Origin of the sequence: Micromonospora phaseoli, from assembly GCF_900109115.1 — a bacterium.
Lineage (GTDB): Bacteria > Actinomycetota > Actinomycetes > Mycobacteriales > Micromonosporaceae > Micromonospora > Micromonospora phaseoli.
The window spans coordinates 331,525-349,609 of record NZ_FNYV01000007.1; the positions used below are offsets into that span (position 1 = coordinate 331,525).

The 18,085-nt window shown below is 70.7% G+C and carries 16 protein-coding genes; 4 read left to right on the plus strand and 12 right to left on the minus strand.

Annotated elements, in window-relative coordinates:
• Positions 1-78: 78 nt before the first annotated feature.
• The 4 genes from BMY89_RS19715 to BMY89_RS19730 all read right to left on the minus strand — a co-directional run bounded on the left by BMY89_RS19715 (position 79) and on the right by BMY89_RS19730 (position 3,818).
• On the minus strand, positions 79-321 hold the full coding sequence (locus tag BMY89_RS19715) for a hypothetical protein (protein WP_092381473.1): 243 nt from the start codon (positions 319-321) through the stop codon (positions 79-81).
• Positions 322-566: 245 nt separating this feature from the next.
• Positions 567-2,129 (minus strand): AMP-binding protein, encoded by a 1,563-nt coding sequence (locus BMY89_RS19720; protein ID WP_092381474.1) that lies wholly within the window; start codon positions 2,127-2,129, stop codon positions 567-569.
• A 20-nt stretch (positions 2,130-2,149) separates the two neighbouring features.
• A complete protein-coding gene (locus BMY89_RS19725) occupies positions 2,150-3,364 on the minus strand; it encodes an acyl-CoA dehydrogenase family protein (protein WP_092381475.1) in 1,215 nt (404 codons plus the stop codon).
• A 1-nt stretch (position 3,365) separates the two neighbouring features.
• Positions 3,366-3,818 (minus strand): SCP2 sterol-binding domain-containing protein, encoded by a 453-nt coding sequence (locus BMY89_RS19730; RefSeq protein ID WP_092381476.1) that lies wholly within the window; start codon positions 3,816-3,818, stop codon positions 3,366-3,368.
• 65 nt (positions 3,819-3,883) lie between these two features.
• On the opposite strand from BMY89_RS19730, the gene BMY89_RS19735 reads away from it, so the two are divergent.
• The gene (locus BMY89_RS19735; RefSeq protein ID WP_175510392.1) at positions 3,884-4,522 is read left to right on the plus strand and encodes a TetR/AcrR family transcriptional regulator; all 639 of its coding nucleotides are present in this window, start codon (positions 3,884-3,886) and stop codon (positions 4,520-4,522) included.
• 80 nt (positions 4,523-4,602) lie between these two features.
• On the opposite strand, the gene BMY89_RS19740 is transcribed toward BMY89_RS19735, so the two are convergent.
• From BMY89_RS19740 to BMY89_RS19770, 7 genes are all read right to left on the minus strand, one after another.
• Entirely contained in the window at positions 4,603-5,220 is a 618-nt protein-coding gene (locus tag BMY89_RS19740; RefSeq protein WP_092381478.1) for a DedA family protein, read from the minus strand.
• Between the two features lie 56 nt (positions 5,221-5,276).
• On the minus strand, positions 5,277-6,560 hold the full coding sequence (locus tag BMY89_RS19745; protein WP_111313839.1) for an adenylosuccinate synthetase: 1,284 nt from the start codon (positions 6,558-6,560) through the stop codon (positions 5,277-5,279).
• Positions 6,557-7,516 carry a hypothetical protein gene (locus BMY89_RS19750; protein WP_092381479.1) on the minus strand — a complete coding sequence of 320 codons (960 nt, stop codon included), beginning with the start codon at positions 7,514-7,516 and terminating at the stop codon, positions 6,557-6,559. Before BMY89_RS19750 ends, BMY89_RS19745 begins: the two co-directional genes overlap by 4 nt.
• A gap of 10 nt (positions 7,517-7,526) precedes the next feature.
• The gene (locus BMY89_RS19755; RefSeq protein ID WP_092381480.1) at positions 7,527-8,501 is read right to left on the minus strand and encodes an RIO2 family protein; all 975 of its coding nucleotides are present in this window, start codon (positions 8,499-8,501) and stop codon (positions 7,527-7,529) included.
• On the minus strand, positions 8,498-9,250 hold the full coding sequence (locus tag BMY89_RS19760) for an NUDIX hydrolase (protein WP_092381481.1): 753 nt from the start codon (positions 9,248-9,250) through the stop codon (positions 8,498-8,500). The genes BMY89_RS19755 and BMY89_RS19760 overlap by 4 nt, the downstream gene beginning before the upstream one ends.
• 84 nt (positions 9,251-9,334) lie before the next feature.
• Positions 9,335-10,180, minus strand: a complete 846-nt coding sequence (locus BMY89_RS19765; RefSeq protein WP_372433326.1) for a MaoC/PaaZ C-terminal domain-containing protein — start codon at positions 10,178-10,180, stop codon at positions 9,335-9,337.
• 290 nt (positions 10,181-10,470) lie between these two features.
• Positions 10,471-11,844 (minus strand): 3-oxoacyl-ACP reductase, encoded by a 1,374-nt coding sequence (locus BMY89_RS19770; protein WP_092381483.1) that lies wholly within the window; start codon positions 11,842-11,844, stop codon positions 10,471-10,473.
• Positions 11,845-11,898: 54 nt separating this feature from the next.
• On the opposite strand from BMY89_RS19770, the gene BMY89_RS19775 reads away from it, so the two are divergent.
• Both BMY89_RS19775 and BMY89_RS19780 read left to right on the plus strand, forming a co-directional pair.
• Positions 11,899-13,191 carry an acetyl-CoA C-acetyltransferase gene (locus BMY89_RS19775; RefSeq protein ID WP_092381484.1) on the plus strand — a complete coding sequence of 431 codons (1,293 nt, stop codon included), beginning with the start codon at positions 11,899-11,901 and terminating at the stop codon, positions 13,189-13,191.
• A gap of 457 nt (positions 13,192-13,648) precedes the next feature.
• Positions 13,649-14,974: a hypothetical protein gene (locus tag BMY89_RS19780; RefSeq protein ID WP_092381485.1), complete on the plus strand. Its 1,326-nt coding sequence runs from the start codon at positions 13,649-13,651 to the stop codon at positions 14,972-14,974.
• Between the two features lie 67 nt (positions 14,975-15,041).
• Here the strand turns inward: BMY89_RS19780 and BMY89_RS19785 are convergent, their stop codons facing one another.
• Positions 15,042-15,704 carry a Crp/Fnr family transcriptional regulator gene (locus BMY89_RS19785; RefSeq protein WP_170147720.1) on the minus strand — a complete coding sequence of 221 codons (663 nt, stop codon included), beginning with the start codon at positions 15,702-15,704 and terminating at the stop codon, positions 15,042-15,044.
• An 851-nt stretch (positions 15,705-16,555) separates the two neighbouring features.
• Here BMY89_RS19785 and purB point away from each other — a divergent pair.
• Positions 16,556-17,980 (plus strand): adenylosuccinate lyase, encoded by a 1,425-nt coding sequence (purB, locus tag BMY89_RS19790; RefSeq protein WP_092381487.1) that lies wholly within the window; start codon positions 16,556-16,558, stop codon positions 17,978-17,980.
• Positions 17,981-18,085 lie beyond the last annotated feature (105 nt).

Consider the following 18,085-nt stretch of genomic DNA (forward strand, 5'->3'; position numbering starts at 1 on the left):
GGGTGCTGACGGACCGGATCGGGGATCGCCCTGACGCTGCCCGGATCCCGACCGGTAGGGGCCGCCGGCGGCCCTTCGTCACCTGCCGTTTCTCCGGGCGTAGACAGCGGCCACCCCGAACGCGGCGGTCATGATCGTGCCCACGGCTGCGATGCCGGCCACAGCCGTGCCGCCGGTTTCACCACATCCACCCAGGATGGTCAGCAACACCACGGTCAGGAGCGCAATGCCGGCACTGACGTAGGTGGCATGAACCGGGTGCAGTTGCTCCCGAGCGTCCTCGCGTTGGCTGTCGTCGTCCCTGCGACTCGCGGAAGCCATCGTGGTCGTCCTCCCGTTTCCGCCTTGTCGAGGCGTGGCCGACATCATCGGTAGATCTATTCAGACAGATGTCGGTGGGAGAACACCAATGGGAGAGGCCAGATGAGATTCCCACGATAATTCTAACTTTTCCCCTCCTAAGGGGACGATCCCGGCCACCAGACTCGCTTTCGCCTGGTGACTGCTGGTACGGGCAGGCCCTTCACGTCGCCATTTGCGGCTTCGTAGGTCCGGTGCCCACCGGGTCAGCCGTAGTAGCGGCGTAGTTCGCGGGTGAGCACCTTGCCGGTGGCGTTGCGCGGCAGGTACCTGACGAAGACGACATCGCGGGGCACCGAGAACCGGGCGAGGTAGTGGCGGACGTACTCACGGACCGCGTCGGCGTCGAGTGTCTCGTCGGGATGCAGGCCGAGGAAGGCGGCGAGCCGCTGGCCGAACTCGGGATCGGGTACGCCGATGACGGCGGCCTCGCGTACCTGGGGGAGTTGGGTGAGCAGGTGCTCCACCTCGGAGGGGAAGACGTTCTCCCCACCGGAGACGATCATGTCGTCGGCCCGGCCGTCGACGAAGAGCAGCCCGTCGGCGTTGACCCGGCCCAGGTCGCCGGTGTCCAGCAGGCCGTCGTGGCGTTCCCGGTCGGCACCCGAGGTGTAGCCCTCGAAGAGCATCTCGTTGCCGACGAGGATCCGTCCCACCCGGCCACCGGTGACCGGGTCGCCGGTGTCGTCGACGATCGCCAGCCGGGTGCCGTGCGGCGGACGCCCGGCGGTGGTGGGCGCCTGACGTAGATCTTCCGGGGTGGCGATGGAGGCCCAGGACGCCTCGGTCGAGCCGTAGAGGTTGTAGAGCACGTCGCCGTAGGTGTCCATGAAGGCCGACGGCAGACCGCCGGGCAGTGCGGAGCCGCTCACCGCCACCACCTTCAGCGGTGGCCGGGGATCCGGTGCCGGTACCTCCATCAGCCGTTGCAGCATCACCGGCACGGCGAACAGCGCCTGGCAGCGGTGCCGCACCAGGGCGTCCAGCGTGGCGGCCGGGTCGAAACGCCGGTGCAGCACGATGGTGGTCCGCAGCGCGAAGCAGACCTGCAGGGCCGCGTACCCCCAGGTGTGGAAGACCGGCGCGGCGATCAGCACCCGGTCCCGGGCGTGCAGCGGGATCCGGTCGATGATGGACACCAGCGGGCCGAAGCCGTTCGGGGTGGGCCGGCGGGCACCCTTGGGTGCGCCGGTGGTGCCGGAGGTGAGCACGATGATCCGGCCGTCCCGCTCGGGCGGGTGCAGCTCGCCGGGCAGGGCGGTGGCGATCAGCTCCTCCCGGGCCCGCTCGTCGACGCGGGGCAGATCGGCCGGCAGCCCGAGGGCACGTTCGGTGAACTCGTCGTCGTGCACCAGTACCCGTAGCTGCTGCTCCTGCGCCACCGTGGCCAGCTGCGCCGGGGAGAGACCGGTGTTGACCAGCACGGCGTCCGCGCCGAGCAGGGTGGCGGCGACGATGGTCTCTATCAGACCGGGGTGGTTGCGGCAGAGCACCGCAACCCGGTCACCGGGCTGGACGCCGAGGCCCGCGCGCATCGCGCGGGCCAGCCGCATCGAACGGTCCAGCAGTTCCTGGTACGTCAGCTCGGTGTCCTGGTCGTCGATGACGGCGACCCGGCCGGGATCCCGGGCCGCCGCCTGGCGCAGTTCGCCGGCGAGGCTCCAGCCCCACTTCCGCAACGCGTTGAGCTGGGACGCGACGCGGATCGGGCGGCCCGGGGTGAGCAGTCCCCGTCGGGTCAGCGTGGCGACGATGAACGGCAAATCCATGCCCGCGTGCCTCCTGGCGGTCAGCGGATCTGCATCCCCGAGATCGCCCGGGAGATGACCAGACGCTGGATCTCCGACGTGCCCTCGAAGATGGTGTAGATCTTGGCGTCCCGGTACCAGCGCTCGACCGGGTGGTCGCGCAGGAAACCGGCCCCGCCGAGCAGTTGGACGGCCTTGTCGGTGACCGAGACGGCCACCTCGCCGGCCTTGAGCTTGGACATCGAGCCCTCCCCGGCGGTGAACGGCCGGTTGTTGCGGCCCATCCAGGAGGCCCGCCAGACCAGCAGCCGGGCCGCGTCGATCTCCATCTTCATGTCGGCCAGCGCGAAGGCGACCGCCTGGTTGGTGATGATCGGCCGGCCGAACTGGACGCGTTCCTTCGCATAGTCCAGGGCGTACTCGTAGGCGGCTCGGGCCACGCCGAGCGCCTGCGCGCCGACGGTGGGCCGGGACAACTCGAACGTACGCATCGCCGCCTGGCCGGTGGCGCGCTGCCCGGACCGGGCGCGGGCCAGGCGCTCGTCCAACGCCTCCTTGCCGCCGAGCAGGCACCGCCCCGGCACCCGGACGTCGTCCAGGAAGACGTCGGCCGTGTGCGAGGCACGCAGGCCCAGCTTGCGCAGCTTGCGGGTGGCGTCGAGCCCGGCCGTGCCCGGCGGTACGACGAACGCGGCCTGCCCGCGCGAACCCAGCTCGGGCTCGACCGAGGCGGTCACCACGTGCACCCCGGCGATCCCACCGTTGGTGGCGTACGCCTTCTGTCCACGCAGCACCCACTCGTCGGTGGCCTCGTCGTAGCGGGCGCGGGTACGCATGGCGGCGACGTCCGAACCGGCCTCCGGTTCGGAGGTGCAGAACGCGGCGACGGTCGGCGAGTCGACGTCGCCGAAGCACTGCGGGACCCACTCGACGAGCTGGTCCGGGGTGCCGGCGCCGTAGATGGCGGCGACCGCGAGGGAGGTGCCGAAGATGCTCAGGCCGATGCCCGCGTCACCCCAGAACAACTCCTCGCTGGCGATCGGCAGCGACAGGCCGGTGGGGTCGGCCCAGCAGGTGGCGAGGAACTCGAAGCCGTACAGGCCGACCTTCGCCGCCTCCTGGATGACCGGCCAGGGCGTTTCCTCGCGGGCGTCCCATTCGGCCGCAGCCGGGCGCACGACCTCGCTGGCGAAGCCGTGCACCCAGTCGCGTAGATCCCGCTGTTCCTCGTTCAGGTCGAGCGAGAACTCGACCACGTCAGGCCTTGGGGATGTCGAAGAGGTTCGCGATGTTGGCGGCCAGGCCCAGGTCACCCTTGGCCTTGAGCTTGCCGGTCATGAACATCATCACCGGGTTGGCGCCACCGGAGACGATCTTCAGGAACTCGACCGGTCCCAGGGTCAGGCTCAGCCGGGGGTCGTGCTGCGGGGTCTCGTTGACCGTGCAGGCGCCGTCGGCGATGACCACCTCGTAGGTGTCGGTGCCGCCGTCCGGGGCGCCGGTGATGTTCCAGTGGATGACCGCGTTGGTCGTCCCGGCCCGGTCGGCGCGGAACAACTGCGGCATCCGCCCGAAGACCTCGCCGAGGATCTTGCCGCGCAGGTCGCCCGACATCACCTCGGCGAGCTTGCTCTCCGGGGTGTTCTTGACGAGCTGGGCGAACTCCTTCGGGCCGACGTTGGCGAAGTTGGCCGGGTCGAAGTCAGTCATGGGGAAGCCTTTCGGACAGTGGTTACTCAGGCGTAACCTTACGCATGGGTAGGTATGCTCGCAAGGTGTCCACCGGTCCTGCCTTCAAGCGCCTCCCCCGCGCCGTACGCGAGCAGCAGATGCTCGACTCCGCCGTGCAGGTCTTCTCCCGGCGCGGCTACCACGGTGCCAGCATGGACGAGATCGCCGAGGTAGCCGGCATCTCCAAACCCATGGTGTACGCGTACCTGGGGCACAAGGAAGACCTCTTCGTCGCCTGCCTGCACCGCGAGGGCACCCGGATGATGGAGGCCATCGCCGGGGCCGCCGCCCCCGACCTGCCGGCCGACGAGCGACTCTGGCGCGGGCTGCGGGCATTCTTCGGCTTCGTCGGCGCACACCGCGATGGCTGGGCGGTGCTCTACCGGCAGGCCCGCGGCGAGCAGCGGTTCGCCCGCGAGCTGTCCGTCATGCGGGCGCGGCTGGTCGAGGTGGTCTCCGGAATGCTCGACCACGCGCTGCGCGCCGAGGGGCGTGAGGCCGCCGAGACCGAGCTGGAAGTCGTCGCGTACGCCCTGGTCGGCGCGACCGAGTCGCTCGCCGACTGGCTGGCCGACCGGCCCGAGGCCGACCCGGAGAAGACCGCCACCCGGATGATGAACGCCGCCTGGCTCGGCGCGGGCCAACTGTTGAGCGGTGCCACCTGGCATCCGCCTACGGTGTAAGGAAGGGCCCCTTGTTAACGCCTGAGGTAGAGCAGGGGTCCCCTCTTAACGCCCGAGCCGGACCCTGCGACGCCCGTGGTTCAGTCGCGCCGGACGGAGCGGCGGTGCGCGCGGTGTCGCAGCCGGCGTCCCAGTTCGAGCAGCGCGGTCACCGCGATCGACAGACCGACCCCGGCCAGGATGCCGCGCAACGGGTCGCGTTGGAAGGCCAACCCGCCGACGGTACCCAGCAGCACGCAGTACAGCGCCCACGAGGTGGTGCCGATCAGGTCGTAGAGCAGGAACGACCGCAGCGGATAGCGGACCGCGCCCATGGTCAGGGTTACCGCCGTCCGCCCGCCGGGGATGTAGCGGGCGGCGGTGAGGATCATGCCGCCCCGCTGGTCCACCGCCCGCCGCGCCCACTGCGACCCGGCCCGCCGTCGGCTGTCCTCCGGGGATCGGTCCAGCCGCCCTGACCCGCCGCCGCGCCCGATCGCGTACGAGACGTGGTCGCCGATGGTGGCACCGAGCATGGCAGCCAGCACCACCAGCACCACGTTCGGCTCGCCCCCGGTGGCCAGCACGGTGACCGTGATGACCGCCGCCTCGGCCGGCACCAGCGGGAAGATCGCGTCGACCGCGGTGAGCCCGATCAGCAGCAGATAGACCCACGGCGAGGTGAGGGTGTGCCGGATCAGGTCCAGGGCAGCCTCCATGACTCCATGCTCGGGGCACCGGCTGTTAAGAGGGGGCCCTTCCTCTACACCAGGCGTTAATAAGGGGCCCTTCCTTTCACCAGCAGTGCGCCGCGCGGGGTCTTGTGATCAGCGGTGGGGCCGTGGGAGGTGAGCACGACGGGTGCGTCCAGCGCCTGTTCCACCGCCGTGGGCCAGTCGGCCGGCGGGGGGTCGTACACCGGGCGGGCCTGTTGCAGGCGGGCGGTGAGCGCCGTCTGCCGGTCCAGGTCGCCGGGTGGGCCGGGCAGCAGCCGGTCCAGGCCGTCGTAGCGGCGGCAGATCCGCAGGTCCAGGCCCCGTTCGGTGAGGTCGAGGTGGGTCAGCGCCAGGCCGTCGACCCCACCGGCGGCCGCCAGGGCGTACGCGTGGGCGGCGGCGTCGAAGTGGCCGAACCGGAAGTGGCCCTGCCAGGGGTTCGTCGAGTTGTGCGGGTCGGTCAGCGGCAGCGCCCGGTCCTCGGTGACCAACGGACCCGGCCCGTGCCGGGTGGTCACGGTCCGCAGCACTCCGATCCGGGTCGCGGAGCCGGCCGCGCCGGCCTCGGCCAGCAGCGCTTCGGCGTTGTCGAAGGTGGTGGTGCTCCACGTCGTGTACGGGTGGAAGCCGTGCCACTCGTCCAGCAGCACCCCCTGCGCACCCTCGAACACGCACGGGCCGGCCCGCAGCGCTCCGGTCAGCCAGTCCCGGTCGACGATCGCCACCCGCTCGGCGAAAGCCCGGTACGCGCGCAGGCAGTCGGCGACCGGCGGAGCCTCCAGCGGGCCCAGCTCCGCGCTGAGCCGGTCTCGTAGCAGGGCCAGCCGCCGGCGCAGCTGTCCCGGGTTGCGGCAGTCGGCGACTCGGGGTGCGTCGGCGGCATGGGCGAGGCCGTACGCGACGGCCTCGCCCACCCCCAGCCCGCAGGAGCCGTGCCGGTCGGCTCCGCGGGCCAGCTCCCGGGCCCGGTTGGCGGCCCGGTGGTACGGGGTGGCCAGCAGCGCCTCCCCGTCCACGGTCAGTCGGTCGAGCGCGTCGGGCACCCCGACGGCGGCGAGATGGTCTGCCTCGGCGGCCAGCGCCAGCGGGTCCACCACCATGTGCCGGGACAGGTGGGTCCGTACGCCCGGATGGAAGGTGCCCGCCCCGAACTGCGCGAACGTGTGGTGCCGGCCGTCGCGCAGGACGACGTTGTGTGCCGCCTGCGCGCCCCCGTTGAACCGCACCACGGTCCGCACCGGCCGGGTCGCGCAGAGCCAGTCCACGACGGTGCCCTTGCCGGCGTCGCCGTACCCGAGGTCGACCACGATCGCGTGCGGCGAGGCCGTCGCCCCAAGAGTCACAGCCGCACGACCCCACCGCCGGTGGTGCGGGTGGCGGGCAGCTCCGTCACCTCGGCCCGGCGGGCACCGCCGCGACGGGCCAACGCCTTGGACACCGTCCTGGTTGCCGGCGAGCCGGCCCGTTCCAGGTCCCGTAGGCCCGTGTCGAGGTCGATGGCCTCCTCGCCGAGGCCGACGGTGAGGGCGATGGTCTCGCAGACCGCGTCGAGGTCGTCAAGTTCCAGGGTGTTCTGGCCGAGCAGGTCGCGCCAGAAGTCGAGCACCTTGCGGTTGCCCGAGTAGTGGCTGCCGGCGGGGAGCAGGTAGTACGTGTCCCAGCGTCGGGTGACCTCGTCGAGGATCTGCCGCAGCGGCAGGTCCTCGCGGGGGCCGTCGCCGATCAGCCGGGCCACCTCGGCGGCCTTCACCTTCGGGTACGCCAGCTCGTCGCCGATGATGAAGAGGTAGCCGCGCCGGCCCCGCTTCTCCCAGTGGTCGGTGACCGTGTGCCGGGCCATGAAGTACATCGCCAGCTCGTAGGACTCCCGCATCTGGCCGCCACCGCCGCCCTCCAGCACGATCCGGCCGAGGTCGTCGTCCATCCGGTTGTCGGACTCGAACTGGCCCACCTGCAGCGGCACCCGGTCGCAGGTGGCGTCGCCGATCGCGCCGAACATGATCTGCGGGTCGCGGGCGTACCCCTGCCGCAACAGCAGGCCCAGTAGTTGCGGCAGCTTGGCCTGGAGGGTGCGGGGCACGTGTCCCATCGAGCCGGTCACGTCGAACAGCACGGCGACCGGGGTCGACTGCGGGTGCTCGTCCGAGTCGCGGCTCTCCCGGGCGGCACCGCGCGGGTCCAGCGCCGGGTGCACCACCCGGGCTCCGCTGTCGCTGTACGAGAAAGCGCTGGTGCCGGTCGCCCGGCGGTACCGGTCGGCGGCGTCGTACACGTCGGTGGACCACATTCCGCTGCCCATGGCAGCCTCCTTAGGGGTTGAGGGTGAAGGGTCGGAAGGTCCGCGGGCCGTAGAGCCGGTGCAGTACCTCGTCGAGTTCGCGCAGCACCCGCCAGGCGTCGTCGGGTCGCATGCTCAGCAACCGCTGCCGGCAGCCCTGGGCGAAGCTGAGCAGTTCGTGTGGCGCGTGCCGGCCCATCAGCCAGGTCATGCACCTGGCGGCCATGGCGATGTCGGTGCCCGGCCCGCAGGGGCGGCGACCGAAGACCTCGGCCGGGTACCAGTCCTGGTGGTCGGGCACCATGGCCGGCACGACGCCGCCCGGTGCGGTCGAGAAGCACCAGTCGACCAGCACCACGCCGTGCGCGTCCGGCTCGATCAGCACGTGCGGCGGCAGCACCGCGCCGTGCACCACGCCGGCCCGGTGGGCCAGGCCGAGCGCGACCAGCAGCCGCCGCCACATCCAGGCCACGTCGCGGGCGTCCAGCCCGTCCGGGTACCCGCGTCGCACCTCGACCAGGTTGCGTAGGCCGGGTGCGGTGGCGAGCACGGTGACCTGGCGTTCGGCTCCGGTGGCGGCGTCCCGGTGCGCGAAGTTGTCGACCAGCCGGGGCACGTACGGCAGCCAACGCGGGTCACCCCGTTCGGCGAGGGTGCGCAGGGCCCACTGCTCGCGGGAGATCAGGTCGTTGTCGGCCGGGTTCCGGGGCAGCTTGAGCAGCCGATCCGCGCCGACCTCGTACAGGTCGGCCAGATCACCGGAGTATGCCGGCCGGCCGCACCGGTAGCCGTGCATGACGGTCCCCTTGCGTGCTCGCCAACGGGTGGTCACCTGGACGAACGCCTCGGTGGCCGCGGTATGGACGCCCGGCCCGGCCCAGTCGAGCCGGTCGGGGTGTAGGGCGCTGACCAGCTCCCGGTAGCGGCGTTCCGGCGTGTCGTCGCCGAACATCTCGTCGTCGTCGCGCGCGGCGGTGACCAGGCGGATCGCTTCTTCGGTCGTCATCGGACCGTCTCCTCCCGGGCCGGCCGCAGCAGCGCCGGGTGCAGCAGCCGGGCGTCGCCGGCCCGGTAGAGCCGGGCGCGCGGGCCGCCCCGGGAGCCGCCGTGTTCGGTGCTGGCACCGGTGCTCTCCACGAAGCCCGGCACGGAGAGCACCTTGCGGTGGAAGTTGCCGGCGTGCAGCTGGTGTCCCCAGACCGTCTCGTAGACGCCCCGCAGCTCGCCGATGGTGAACTCGGGTGCCAGGAAGCGGGTGGCCAGCGGGGTGTACTCCAGCTTGGATCGGGCCCGATCCAGCCCGTCGGCGACGATGCGGGCGTGGTCGAAGGCGAGTTGCCGGTTGGCCAGCTCGGCGACCGGCACCCAGGCGGCCTCGTCGGCGTCGGTGCCGGCCGCCGCGTCCGGCAGGTCGGGGGCGAAGGCGAGGTGGGCGACGGAGACGATCCGCATCCGCGGGTCACGGTCGGGCGCGCCGTAGGAGGCCAGCTGCTCGACGTGGACTCGACGCAGCGGCTCGCCGTCGAGGCCGGTCTCCTCGGCCAGTTCCCGGCGGGCGGCGGCGGCCAGCTCCTCGTCGGGCCGGACGAAGCCACCGGGCAGCGCCCAGTGGCCCGCGTACGGCTGCTCGCCACGGCGGATCAGCAGCAGGTGCAGTGCTCCGTCGCGGATGGTCAGGGCGACGACGTCGGCGGTGACCGCCACGGCGGGGTAGGCCCGCGGGTCGTAGGTGGCGAGAAAGTCCTGCTCGTTCACGCTTGATCACTCTCACTTAGAGAACATCTCTTTCTGAGAAGAACCTAGCGGAAAAAGGGGGGCCGGGCAAGTCCCGGCCCCCGCTCAGCGAATCGTGCCCGCCAGATGTGGACGGCCGCGCTGGTCGTGCAGGCTGAAGTCCCAGCCGGACCCCGACGTCGTGGCGTTGAAGGCCACCGTGCCAGGCAGTGGGACCGGCAGCTTGAATGCCACATCCACGGTGTACGCCTCGGGCAGCCGGCTCTCCAGTGCGGCGAGACAACGCGCCTTGCTCCACATCCCGTGCGCGATCGGCCCGGGGAAGCCGAGCAGCCGTGCCCCGAGCTTCGAGGTGTGGATCGGGTTGTGGTCGCCGGAGACCCGGGCATAGTCCGTACCCACCCGGGGCTCCACCCGCCAACGGGCGGTGGCGGCCGGCGGCGCGGGCCGCTCACCCCGGTCGCGCCGCTCGCCGTCGCCGGGGGTGCCCTGCCGGCCGAGGTACGTCGAGACGCCGCGCCACACCTCCTCCCCGTCCACCGACCCGACGAGCACCACGTCCACCTGCCGCCCCCGGTCATGGGGACGCAGGTTCTCCGCCCAGGTGGTGAAGTCCAGCCGGTCGGCGACGGTGACCGGCCGGTGCACGGAGATCCGGTTGCCGACGTGCACCACCCCGGTGAGCGGGATCGGGAACTCCGGCGCGGTGATCAGGCGCAGCGCCAGCGGAAAGCCCATGACGTGCGGAAAGGTCGCGGGCAGTCGGTCGGCGAGCCGGAATCCGCACACCCGGTCGTAGTCGGCCAGCCGCTCCGGGTCCACCGCGACGCCGCCGACGGTCAACTCGACCGCCGGCACCCCGTCGCCGCGCCGTCCGCCCAGCCCCGGCAGCGCGTTCAGCAGCGCCCGCCGGTACAGCGGCCCGGCCGCCGGCATCCGGGACAGCTCCACCCGGGCCCGCGCCGTCGGGGCGGACGTGGGCTGGCCGGTCGCCTTCCGGTCCGGGTCGTCGGCCGCCGCCTTCGACAAGGAAGGACCCCTTGTTGACGCCTGCGGTAGCTGCTCGCCGGTCACGGCGGCGCCGGGGCCGGACAGGTCGCGGGTCGCCTCCGGGTCCGCGTCGGACGGCGCGGCGAGCGCGGCGGGCCGGGTCAACGGCGTCAGGGCCTGGGTCGGCCCGTCGATCAGCTCACCGACCGACAGGTCGTCGGCCGGTTCGTCCCTGCGGCTGCGCCTGGCCATCACGCCCCCAGCAGGCTCTGGCCGCAGACCCGGACCACGTTGCCGCTGACCGCACCCGACGCCGGCCAGGCCAGCCAGCCGATGGTCTCCGCGACGTCCACCGGCAGCCCGCCCTGGGACAGGCTGTTCATCCGGCGGCCCGCCTCACGCAGCATCAACGGGATCCGGGCGGTCAGCCGGGTCTCGATGAACCCGGGAGCGACGGCGTTGACGCTGATCTGCCGCTCGCGCAGCACCGGCGCGAGCGAGTCGACCAGCCCGATCACCCCCGCCTTGCTGGTGGCGTAGTTCGTCTGGCCCCGGTTGCCGGCGATCCCGGCGATCGAGGAGACGCCGATGATCCGACCGCCGGCCGGGATCAGCCCCCGCTCCAACAGCAGGTCGTTGATCCGCTCCTGGCTGGACAGGTTGACGTCGATGACCTGGTCCCACCGGTCGGCGTCCATCCGGCCCAGGGTCTTGTCCCGGGTGATACCGGCGTTGTGCACCACCGCGTCGACCCGGCCGTGCCGGTTCGCCAGGTACTCGGCGAGCCGGGCCGGCGCGTCGGCGGCGGTCAGGTCGAGCTGCACGGCGCTGCCGCCGATCTCGTTGGCCACGCCTGCCAACTCGTCCCCGGCCGCCGGGACGTCCAGCGCCACCACGGTCGCGCCGTCGCGGGCCAGTACCCGGGCCAGTGCCGCACCGATGCCCCGGGCGGCGCCGGTGACCAGCACGACCTGCCCGTCGAGCGGGCGGTCCCAGTCGACCGGGGCGGTCGCCTGGCCGGCGCCGACCCGGATCACCTGGCCCGAGACGTATGCGGACCGTCCGGAGAGCAGGAAGCGTAGGGTCGCCTCCAGGCTGGTCCAGGTGCCCGTGTCGGCCTCGCGGGTGACGTAGACCAGCTGCGCGGTGACGCCTCGGCCCAACTCCTTGCCGATGCTGCGGGTCAGCCCCTCCAGGGCACGCTGGGCGGTCGCCTCGCGTGGCGTCGCGCACTCGGCCGGCGGGGTGCCCAGCACGATCACCCGCCCGCTGGACTGCACGGCTCGGGCCTGCGGGTGGAAGAAGTCGTAGAGCTGCCGCAGTCCGGACGAGTCGGTGATGCCGGTAGCGTCGAAGACGAGGGCGGCGCTCTCCGGCGTACGGCCGGTGGTCGGGTCCGGCACGGCGGTGGCCGGATCGCGCAGGGCGAGCCCGGCGGCGGCCAGCATCTTGCCGACCGGATCGGCGAGCCGTCCCCCGGCGGCGGCGCCGAGCAGGGCCAGCCCGGGCAGGATCGGCTCGCCGGGTGCGTGCCGGCGCAGTCGAGGCGGATCGGGCAGCCCGAGGCGCTTGACCAGCGCCCGCCCGGCGCCCGACTGGACGAAGCTCGCATACCTGTCGCTCATAGGCGTAGCCTACTGGTGAGTAAGGTGTGGGCAACACTTTCGAGGAGGCGGATCGTGCAGAACGTTCGACGGGTCGCGGTCATCGGCGGCAACCGGATCCCCTTCGCCCGTTCCAACTCGCGCTACGCCAGCGCCACCAACTCCGACATGCTCGGTGCCGCCCTGGACGGGCTGATCGCCCGGTTCGGGCTGGCCGGCCAGCAGGTCGGCGAGGTGGTCGCCGGCGCGGTGCTCAAGCACTCGAAGGACTTCAACCTCACCCGCGAGGTGGTACTCGGCTCGAAGCTCGACCCGCGCACCCCCGCGTACGACATCCAGCAGGCCTGCGGCACCGGCCTGGAAGCGGCGATCCTGGTCGCCAACAAGATCGCCCTCGGCCAGCTCGACGTCGGGATCGCCGGCGGCGTCGACACCACCTCCGACGCCCCGCTCGCGGTCAACGAGGAGATGCGCCGCACGCTGCTCAAGCTCAACTCCGCCCGGACCCTCGGGGAGCGGCTGCGGATCGCCGCCAAGCTGCGCCCGGCTCAGCCCTTCAGGCCGGAGATCCCACGCAACGCCGAACCCCGCACCGGGCTGTCCATGGGTGAGCACGCCGCGCAGACGGCGCTGCGCTGGAACATCGACCGGCAGGCCCAGGACGAGCTGGCGCTGCGCTCGCACCAGCGGCTCGCCGCCGCGTACGACAGGGGATTCTTCGACGACCTGATGACCCCCTTCCTGGGGCTGACCCGCGACGCGAACCTCCGCCCCGACACCACGCTGGAGAAGCTCGGCGCGCTCAAGCCGGTCTTCGGTGCCAAGGGGCCGGACGCCGAGCGGGCCACCATGACCGCCGGCAACTCCTCGCCGCTGACCGACGGTGCCTCCACCGTGCTGTTGGCCAGCGAGGAGTGGGCGCGCGAGCACAACCTGCCGGTGCTGGCCTGGTTCTCCTGGTCGGAGACGGCCGCGGTGGACTTCGTGCACGGCGACGAGGGCCTGTTGATGGCGCCCGCGTACGCGGTGCCCCGGCTGCTCGCCCGGGCCGGGCTCACCCTCCAGGACTTCGACTACTACGAGATCCACGAGGCCTTCGCCTCGCAGGTGCTGGCCACCCTGAACGCCTGGGACTCGAAGGAGTTCTGCGTCGACCGGCTGGGCCTGGACGCCCCACTCGGCACCATCGACACCGACAAGCTCAACGTGAACGGCTCGTCGCTGGCGGCCGGGCACCCGTTCGCCGCCACCGGCGGCCGGATCGTGGCCACCCTGGCCAAGCTGCTCGCGTCCAAGGGCAGTGGGCGCGGACTCATCTCGATCTGCGCGGCCGGCGGCCAGGGCGTGACCGCGATCCTGGAACGCTGACCCTCCGGCCCTGCCGTCGGGTCACCGACGGCCGGGCCCTCGTCATTCCGTGCCGGGCGGCGTCTCGCCGTACCGGTCCTTGCCATGCTGCGCGCTGACCGAGGTCAGCCGCGGTTGTGGGCTGCCATCGCGCCCGGCGACGAACACCGGTGAGCGCCCCACCGATCGGCGTATGCACATAAGTGAGCAGACGATTACTCGCGCGGCAGACATCGTTGTCCTGCCAGATGTCGCGAGGAGGTGATGTTCATGAAGAAGCTCACGGTGCGCCGGCTGGAGTCGGTGAAGACCAGCGCTGTCGCTGCTGCGTGTGTCGTCTCCTGACGGTGACGCCACCAACCTGAAGGCCGGCACCCGGACGGCAACGCCGGGTGCCGGCCTTCATCGACCCCGCCTGCGGAATGAGCGAAAAGGACGACCATCCATGGCCGGCTACCCGTCAGACACGCTTGTCAGAGTGCGCCCCTTCGACCATCGGCCGGAGGGCGACACCGTCATCATCGGCGACCTCGAACGGCAGGTGTTCCTGTCGATCCCCGCCGAAGGGCTGGACCTCCTCCAGTCGCTGGCCGCCGGCAGATCGGTGGGCGAGGCGGTCCGCCTGTACGAAGAGAAGTACGCCGAGACGCCCGACATCACCGATTTCCTGGACGCCCTCGGCGACGAGGGCTTCATCGAGATCGACGAGAAGATCGCGGCGGCCGTCGCCGGCCCGGTCGCCGCCGCCGATCCGGCTCGCCGACCTCGGCGTAGTTACAGCCTGAACTGGCTCAGCCCGACTGTCGCCCGCCGCCTGGTCAGCCTCCCGGTGTTGATCGCCTGCGTCCTGGTCATCGCGACCGGCGTGTACCTCGCCACGGACGATCCGAACGTGCTGCCGACGCCCGGCGAGACGCTGCTGTTCCCCATCCACTTCGCCGCCCTGACCTGGGCGACGTTCATCCTGACGCTGGTCGGGGTCGCGATCCACGAAGCCGCGCACATGGTCGCGGCACGTGCGGCCGGCGTGCCGTCGAGGCTGGTCATCGGCAACCAGTTGTACGTGTTGGTGGTCCAGACCGACATGAGCGGCATCTGGTTGGCGCCGCGGCGCCAACGCTTCGTGGCGTTCATCGCCGGCACGCTCATCGACGGGGTACTCGCCTCGTCCTTCGTGCTCGCCCTGTGGGCAAACCGGCACAGTTTCCTGAACCTGCCGGAGTGGGTCGCGCTGCTGCTGACGGCGCTGTTGTTCACGTACCTGGTCCGGATCATCTGGCAGTCGTTCCTGTTCATGCGGACCGACGGCTATTACATTGTCGCCACTGCCCTCGGCTGCCGGAACCTGATGTCCGACACCGAGAACTTCCTGCGTAACGTGCTCGCGTGGGTGCTGCGGCGCGGATCCCGGGTGGATCAGTCGGGGGTGCCGAGGCGGGAGATGCGGATCGTCCGGTGGTATTCCCTCGCGTGGCTCAGCGGGCGCCTGATAGCGCTCATGATGCTGGTCTTCGTCGGTATCCCGCTGCTGTGGGGTTTCCTGTACCAGTTCATCCTCTTCGCCTCCGGCCAGGACTCCCTGATGGGTTCCTGGGACTTCGCCACCATTGCGATCATCGGCGTGCTCCTCGACGGTGGCGGCCTACTGTTGTGGGGTCGCAGCCTCTATCGGGGCGCGCAGGAGCGGCGTCGCCGGCAGGCCATCCTGTCGGCCCGGGCCACGGCCCGAGCGGCAGAGCCCGCAGCACCGGCGACCACCGGGGCCCGCACGATGCCGGCCGTGGAGCCGAGCGGCCAGCAGTGAACCTCTCCGACTCCCCTTGCGGCCGGTCCTGGCCGCAGGTGGGGGTCGAGGGGGTTCGTCTGGCTCGTCACCCGGTCGGGCGCAGGCCCATACGTTGCATGATGTATCCGACGATGAGGCGGGGGTTTGCGACGATCGCACCGCAGGGCGCTCTCCGGATCATCTTGCGATCGGTGAAGCGCTGTAGGAACAGGCCGACACGGGAACGGGTCGTCCCGATCATTGCGGCGTAGTCCTCGTGGCGCAGTTTCAGGCCGATCTGAATGTCCTGACCGGTCCTCGTGCCGAAGATCTGTGTCAGGTCGAGCAGGCGCATCGCCAGCCGGGCCTCGCTGTCGGAGGTGACATGCTGCAACAACAGCGACCGGTGCCGGCGAGCTTTCAATATTTGGCTGTGCTGCCACACGTCGAAGACATTCGCCTCGCGCAGGAGGCTGTGCAGAACGGCGCTCTCCATAACTATCAGCCTGGTGGGGGTGATGGCGGCTGGAGTGTACTGACTCGGCATTCCGGGAAGCGAATCCTCACCGAAGTACTCGTTTGCCGACAACACGTCGAGAATGGTCCGACGCCCAGTCGGAGAGTAGTGTTCCAGGCAGATCGCACCGCTCTCGATGAGATAGACGCGGCCATCGGTCGCGCCCGGTTGGTGCAGCAGTTCACCGTCGGCGAGTTCGACCCGGCGGGTCGGCGCGGCCTGCGAGTAGAGGGTGGACTTGATGCCCTTCATCAGGCGAGAAGAGAGCTCTGATCCTCGCGGAACGAGCACGTCATCGAGGACGCTCGTGGCCGTCCTCGTGGTAGCCATGGTCATCTCTTCGTTCACCGTCCAGACATGTCGTCAGCTCGGAGCTGGTAGCGAGAACGCTGTCCTTCAGCGGGCGGTGGGTCCTTGATGGCGAACAGCCGGCGACGGCCCCGCCTCGACGAACGGCGCCGAGCAGGTCGGGAGAGATCGGGAGAGGACTCGAAGAGTTGTGGGGTACGGCGGATGCCTTAAGGCTCCAATGTTCATCGATGCCGCTGTGGCTGCTGTTGGCTGCGACTGCTACCGTGCAGGCGGTGGTGAATGCCGCCATATCGGTTGGTAGATTTGCTCGGTGTCAGACACACAGCGGCCCCCCAGGCATTCTCGCCGGACTGCTAATGATCTTCATTCCCGTTCCTGTAACGCTAGCGAGTTGCCTGCCCGTCCGTCTGTCGCGCGTTTAACCTTCTCCGCCGAACCGAACGGTTCTCGAAATGTGTCCGCCCGGCCAGGATTGGTCGCACTCTCCGGGTGCTCAGCTAATACAAATGGCTGCTTATCGATCGACCTACGTGTAATGCGGAATTCTTAGGTCAAATCAACGCGCTGCAAGCGCGATTCATGCCGTATTTTCCCGGTTTGCTGACGGGGTGGCCATGCCCAGGTCCCCGGTGTCGCTTCTCTGGTGTCGGTTCTTCGGTGTAGTATCTCTGGTGTGAGGTCTTGGCCGTTGGGTCTCCGGTGTCGGGTCTTTGGTGGTCAGGCAGAGATGGGCCGCATCCGCCAGCCGTACCCGAACGGGAGGCCGGACGCCGGTGCCGGAGAATGAGCGGGTGACGAAGATCCCGAACGTGCTCGCCCACCGGTACGCCTCGCCCGAGCTGGTCGCCCTCTGGTCGCCGGAGGAGAAGGTCCGCCTGGAGCGACGGCTCTGGCTGGCCGTGCTCCGGTCGCAGCGGGACCTGGGCGTGCCGGTGCCCGACGGGGTGGTCGAGGCGTACGAGCGGGTGCTTGACGACGTGGACCTGGCCTCGATCGCGGAGCGGGAGCGGGTCAACCGGCACGACGTGAAGGCACGGATCGAGGAGTTCAGCGCGCTCGCCGGGCACGAGCACGTGCACAAGGGGATGACCTCTCGTGACCTCACCGAGAACGTCGAGCAGCTCCAGGTGCGCCGGTCGCTGGAGCTGATCCGGGACCGGGTGGTGGCGACGCTGGCCCGGCTCGCCTGGCACGCCCACGAATACTCCGGCGTGGTGATGGCCGGCCGGTCGCACAACGTGGCGGCGCAGGCCACCACGCTGGGCAAGCGCTTCGCGTCGGCCGCCGAGGAGTTGATGATCGCGTACGAGCGGCTGGAGGATCTGATCGCCTGGTACCCACTGCGGGGCATCAAGGGCCCGGTGGGTACGGCGGCCGACCAGCTGGACCTCTTCGACGGCGACGCCGACAAGGTGGCCGAGTTGGAGCGCCGGGTCGCCGAGCACCTGGGCTTCAACCGGGTGCTGGACAGCGTGGGGCAGGTCTATCCGCGCTCGATCGACCTGGCCGTGATCTCCGCCCTGGCGCAGGTGGCCGCGGCACCCTCGTCGCTGGCCACCACGATCCGGCTGATGGTCGGTCAGGAGCTGGTCACCGAGGGATTTAAGCCGGGCCAGGTCGGTTCCAGCGCGATGCCGCACAAGATGAACACCCGCTCGTCGGAGCGGGTGAACGGCTTCGCGGTGATCATCCGGGGCTACCTGTCGATGGTCGGCGAGCTGGCCGGCGACCAGTGGAACGAGGGGGACGTGTCCTGCTCGGTGGTGCGCCGGGTGGCCCTGCCGGACGCCTTCTTCGCCGCCGACGGGCTGTTCCAGACGTTCCTCACCGTGCTGGACGAGTTCGGGGCGTACCCGGCGGTGATCAACCGGGAGTTGGAGCGGTTCCTGCCGTTCCTGGCCACCACCAAGATCCTGGTGGCGGCCGTCCGTCGGGGCGTCGGTCGGGAGACCGCGCACGAGGCGATCAAGGAACACGCCGTCGCGGTCGCCCTGGCCATGCGCGAGAAGGCCGCCTCCGACAACGACCTCTTCGACCGGCTAGCTGCCGACGACCGTCTCGCCCTCACCCGCGCCGAGATCGACGCCCTGGTAGCCGACCGCGCCGCCTTCGTGGGCGCCGCCCCCGCCCAGATCCAGGCGGTAACCGCAAGAATCACCAAGATCGTTCAATCCCACCCCCAGGCCGCCACCTACTCCCCACCCCCCATCCTCTAACCACCCCACCCCACCCCACCCCCACTCCCTTGCCGGGCGCGGTGATCAAGAAGTTCTGGTCGGAATCCGGCCGGGTACAGACGCAAACTTCTTGATCAACTGCGC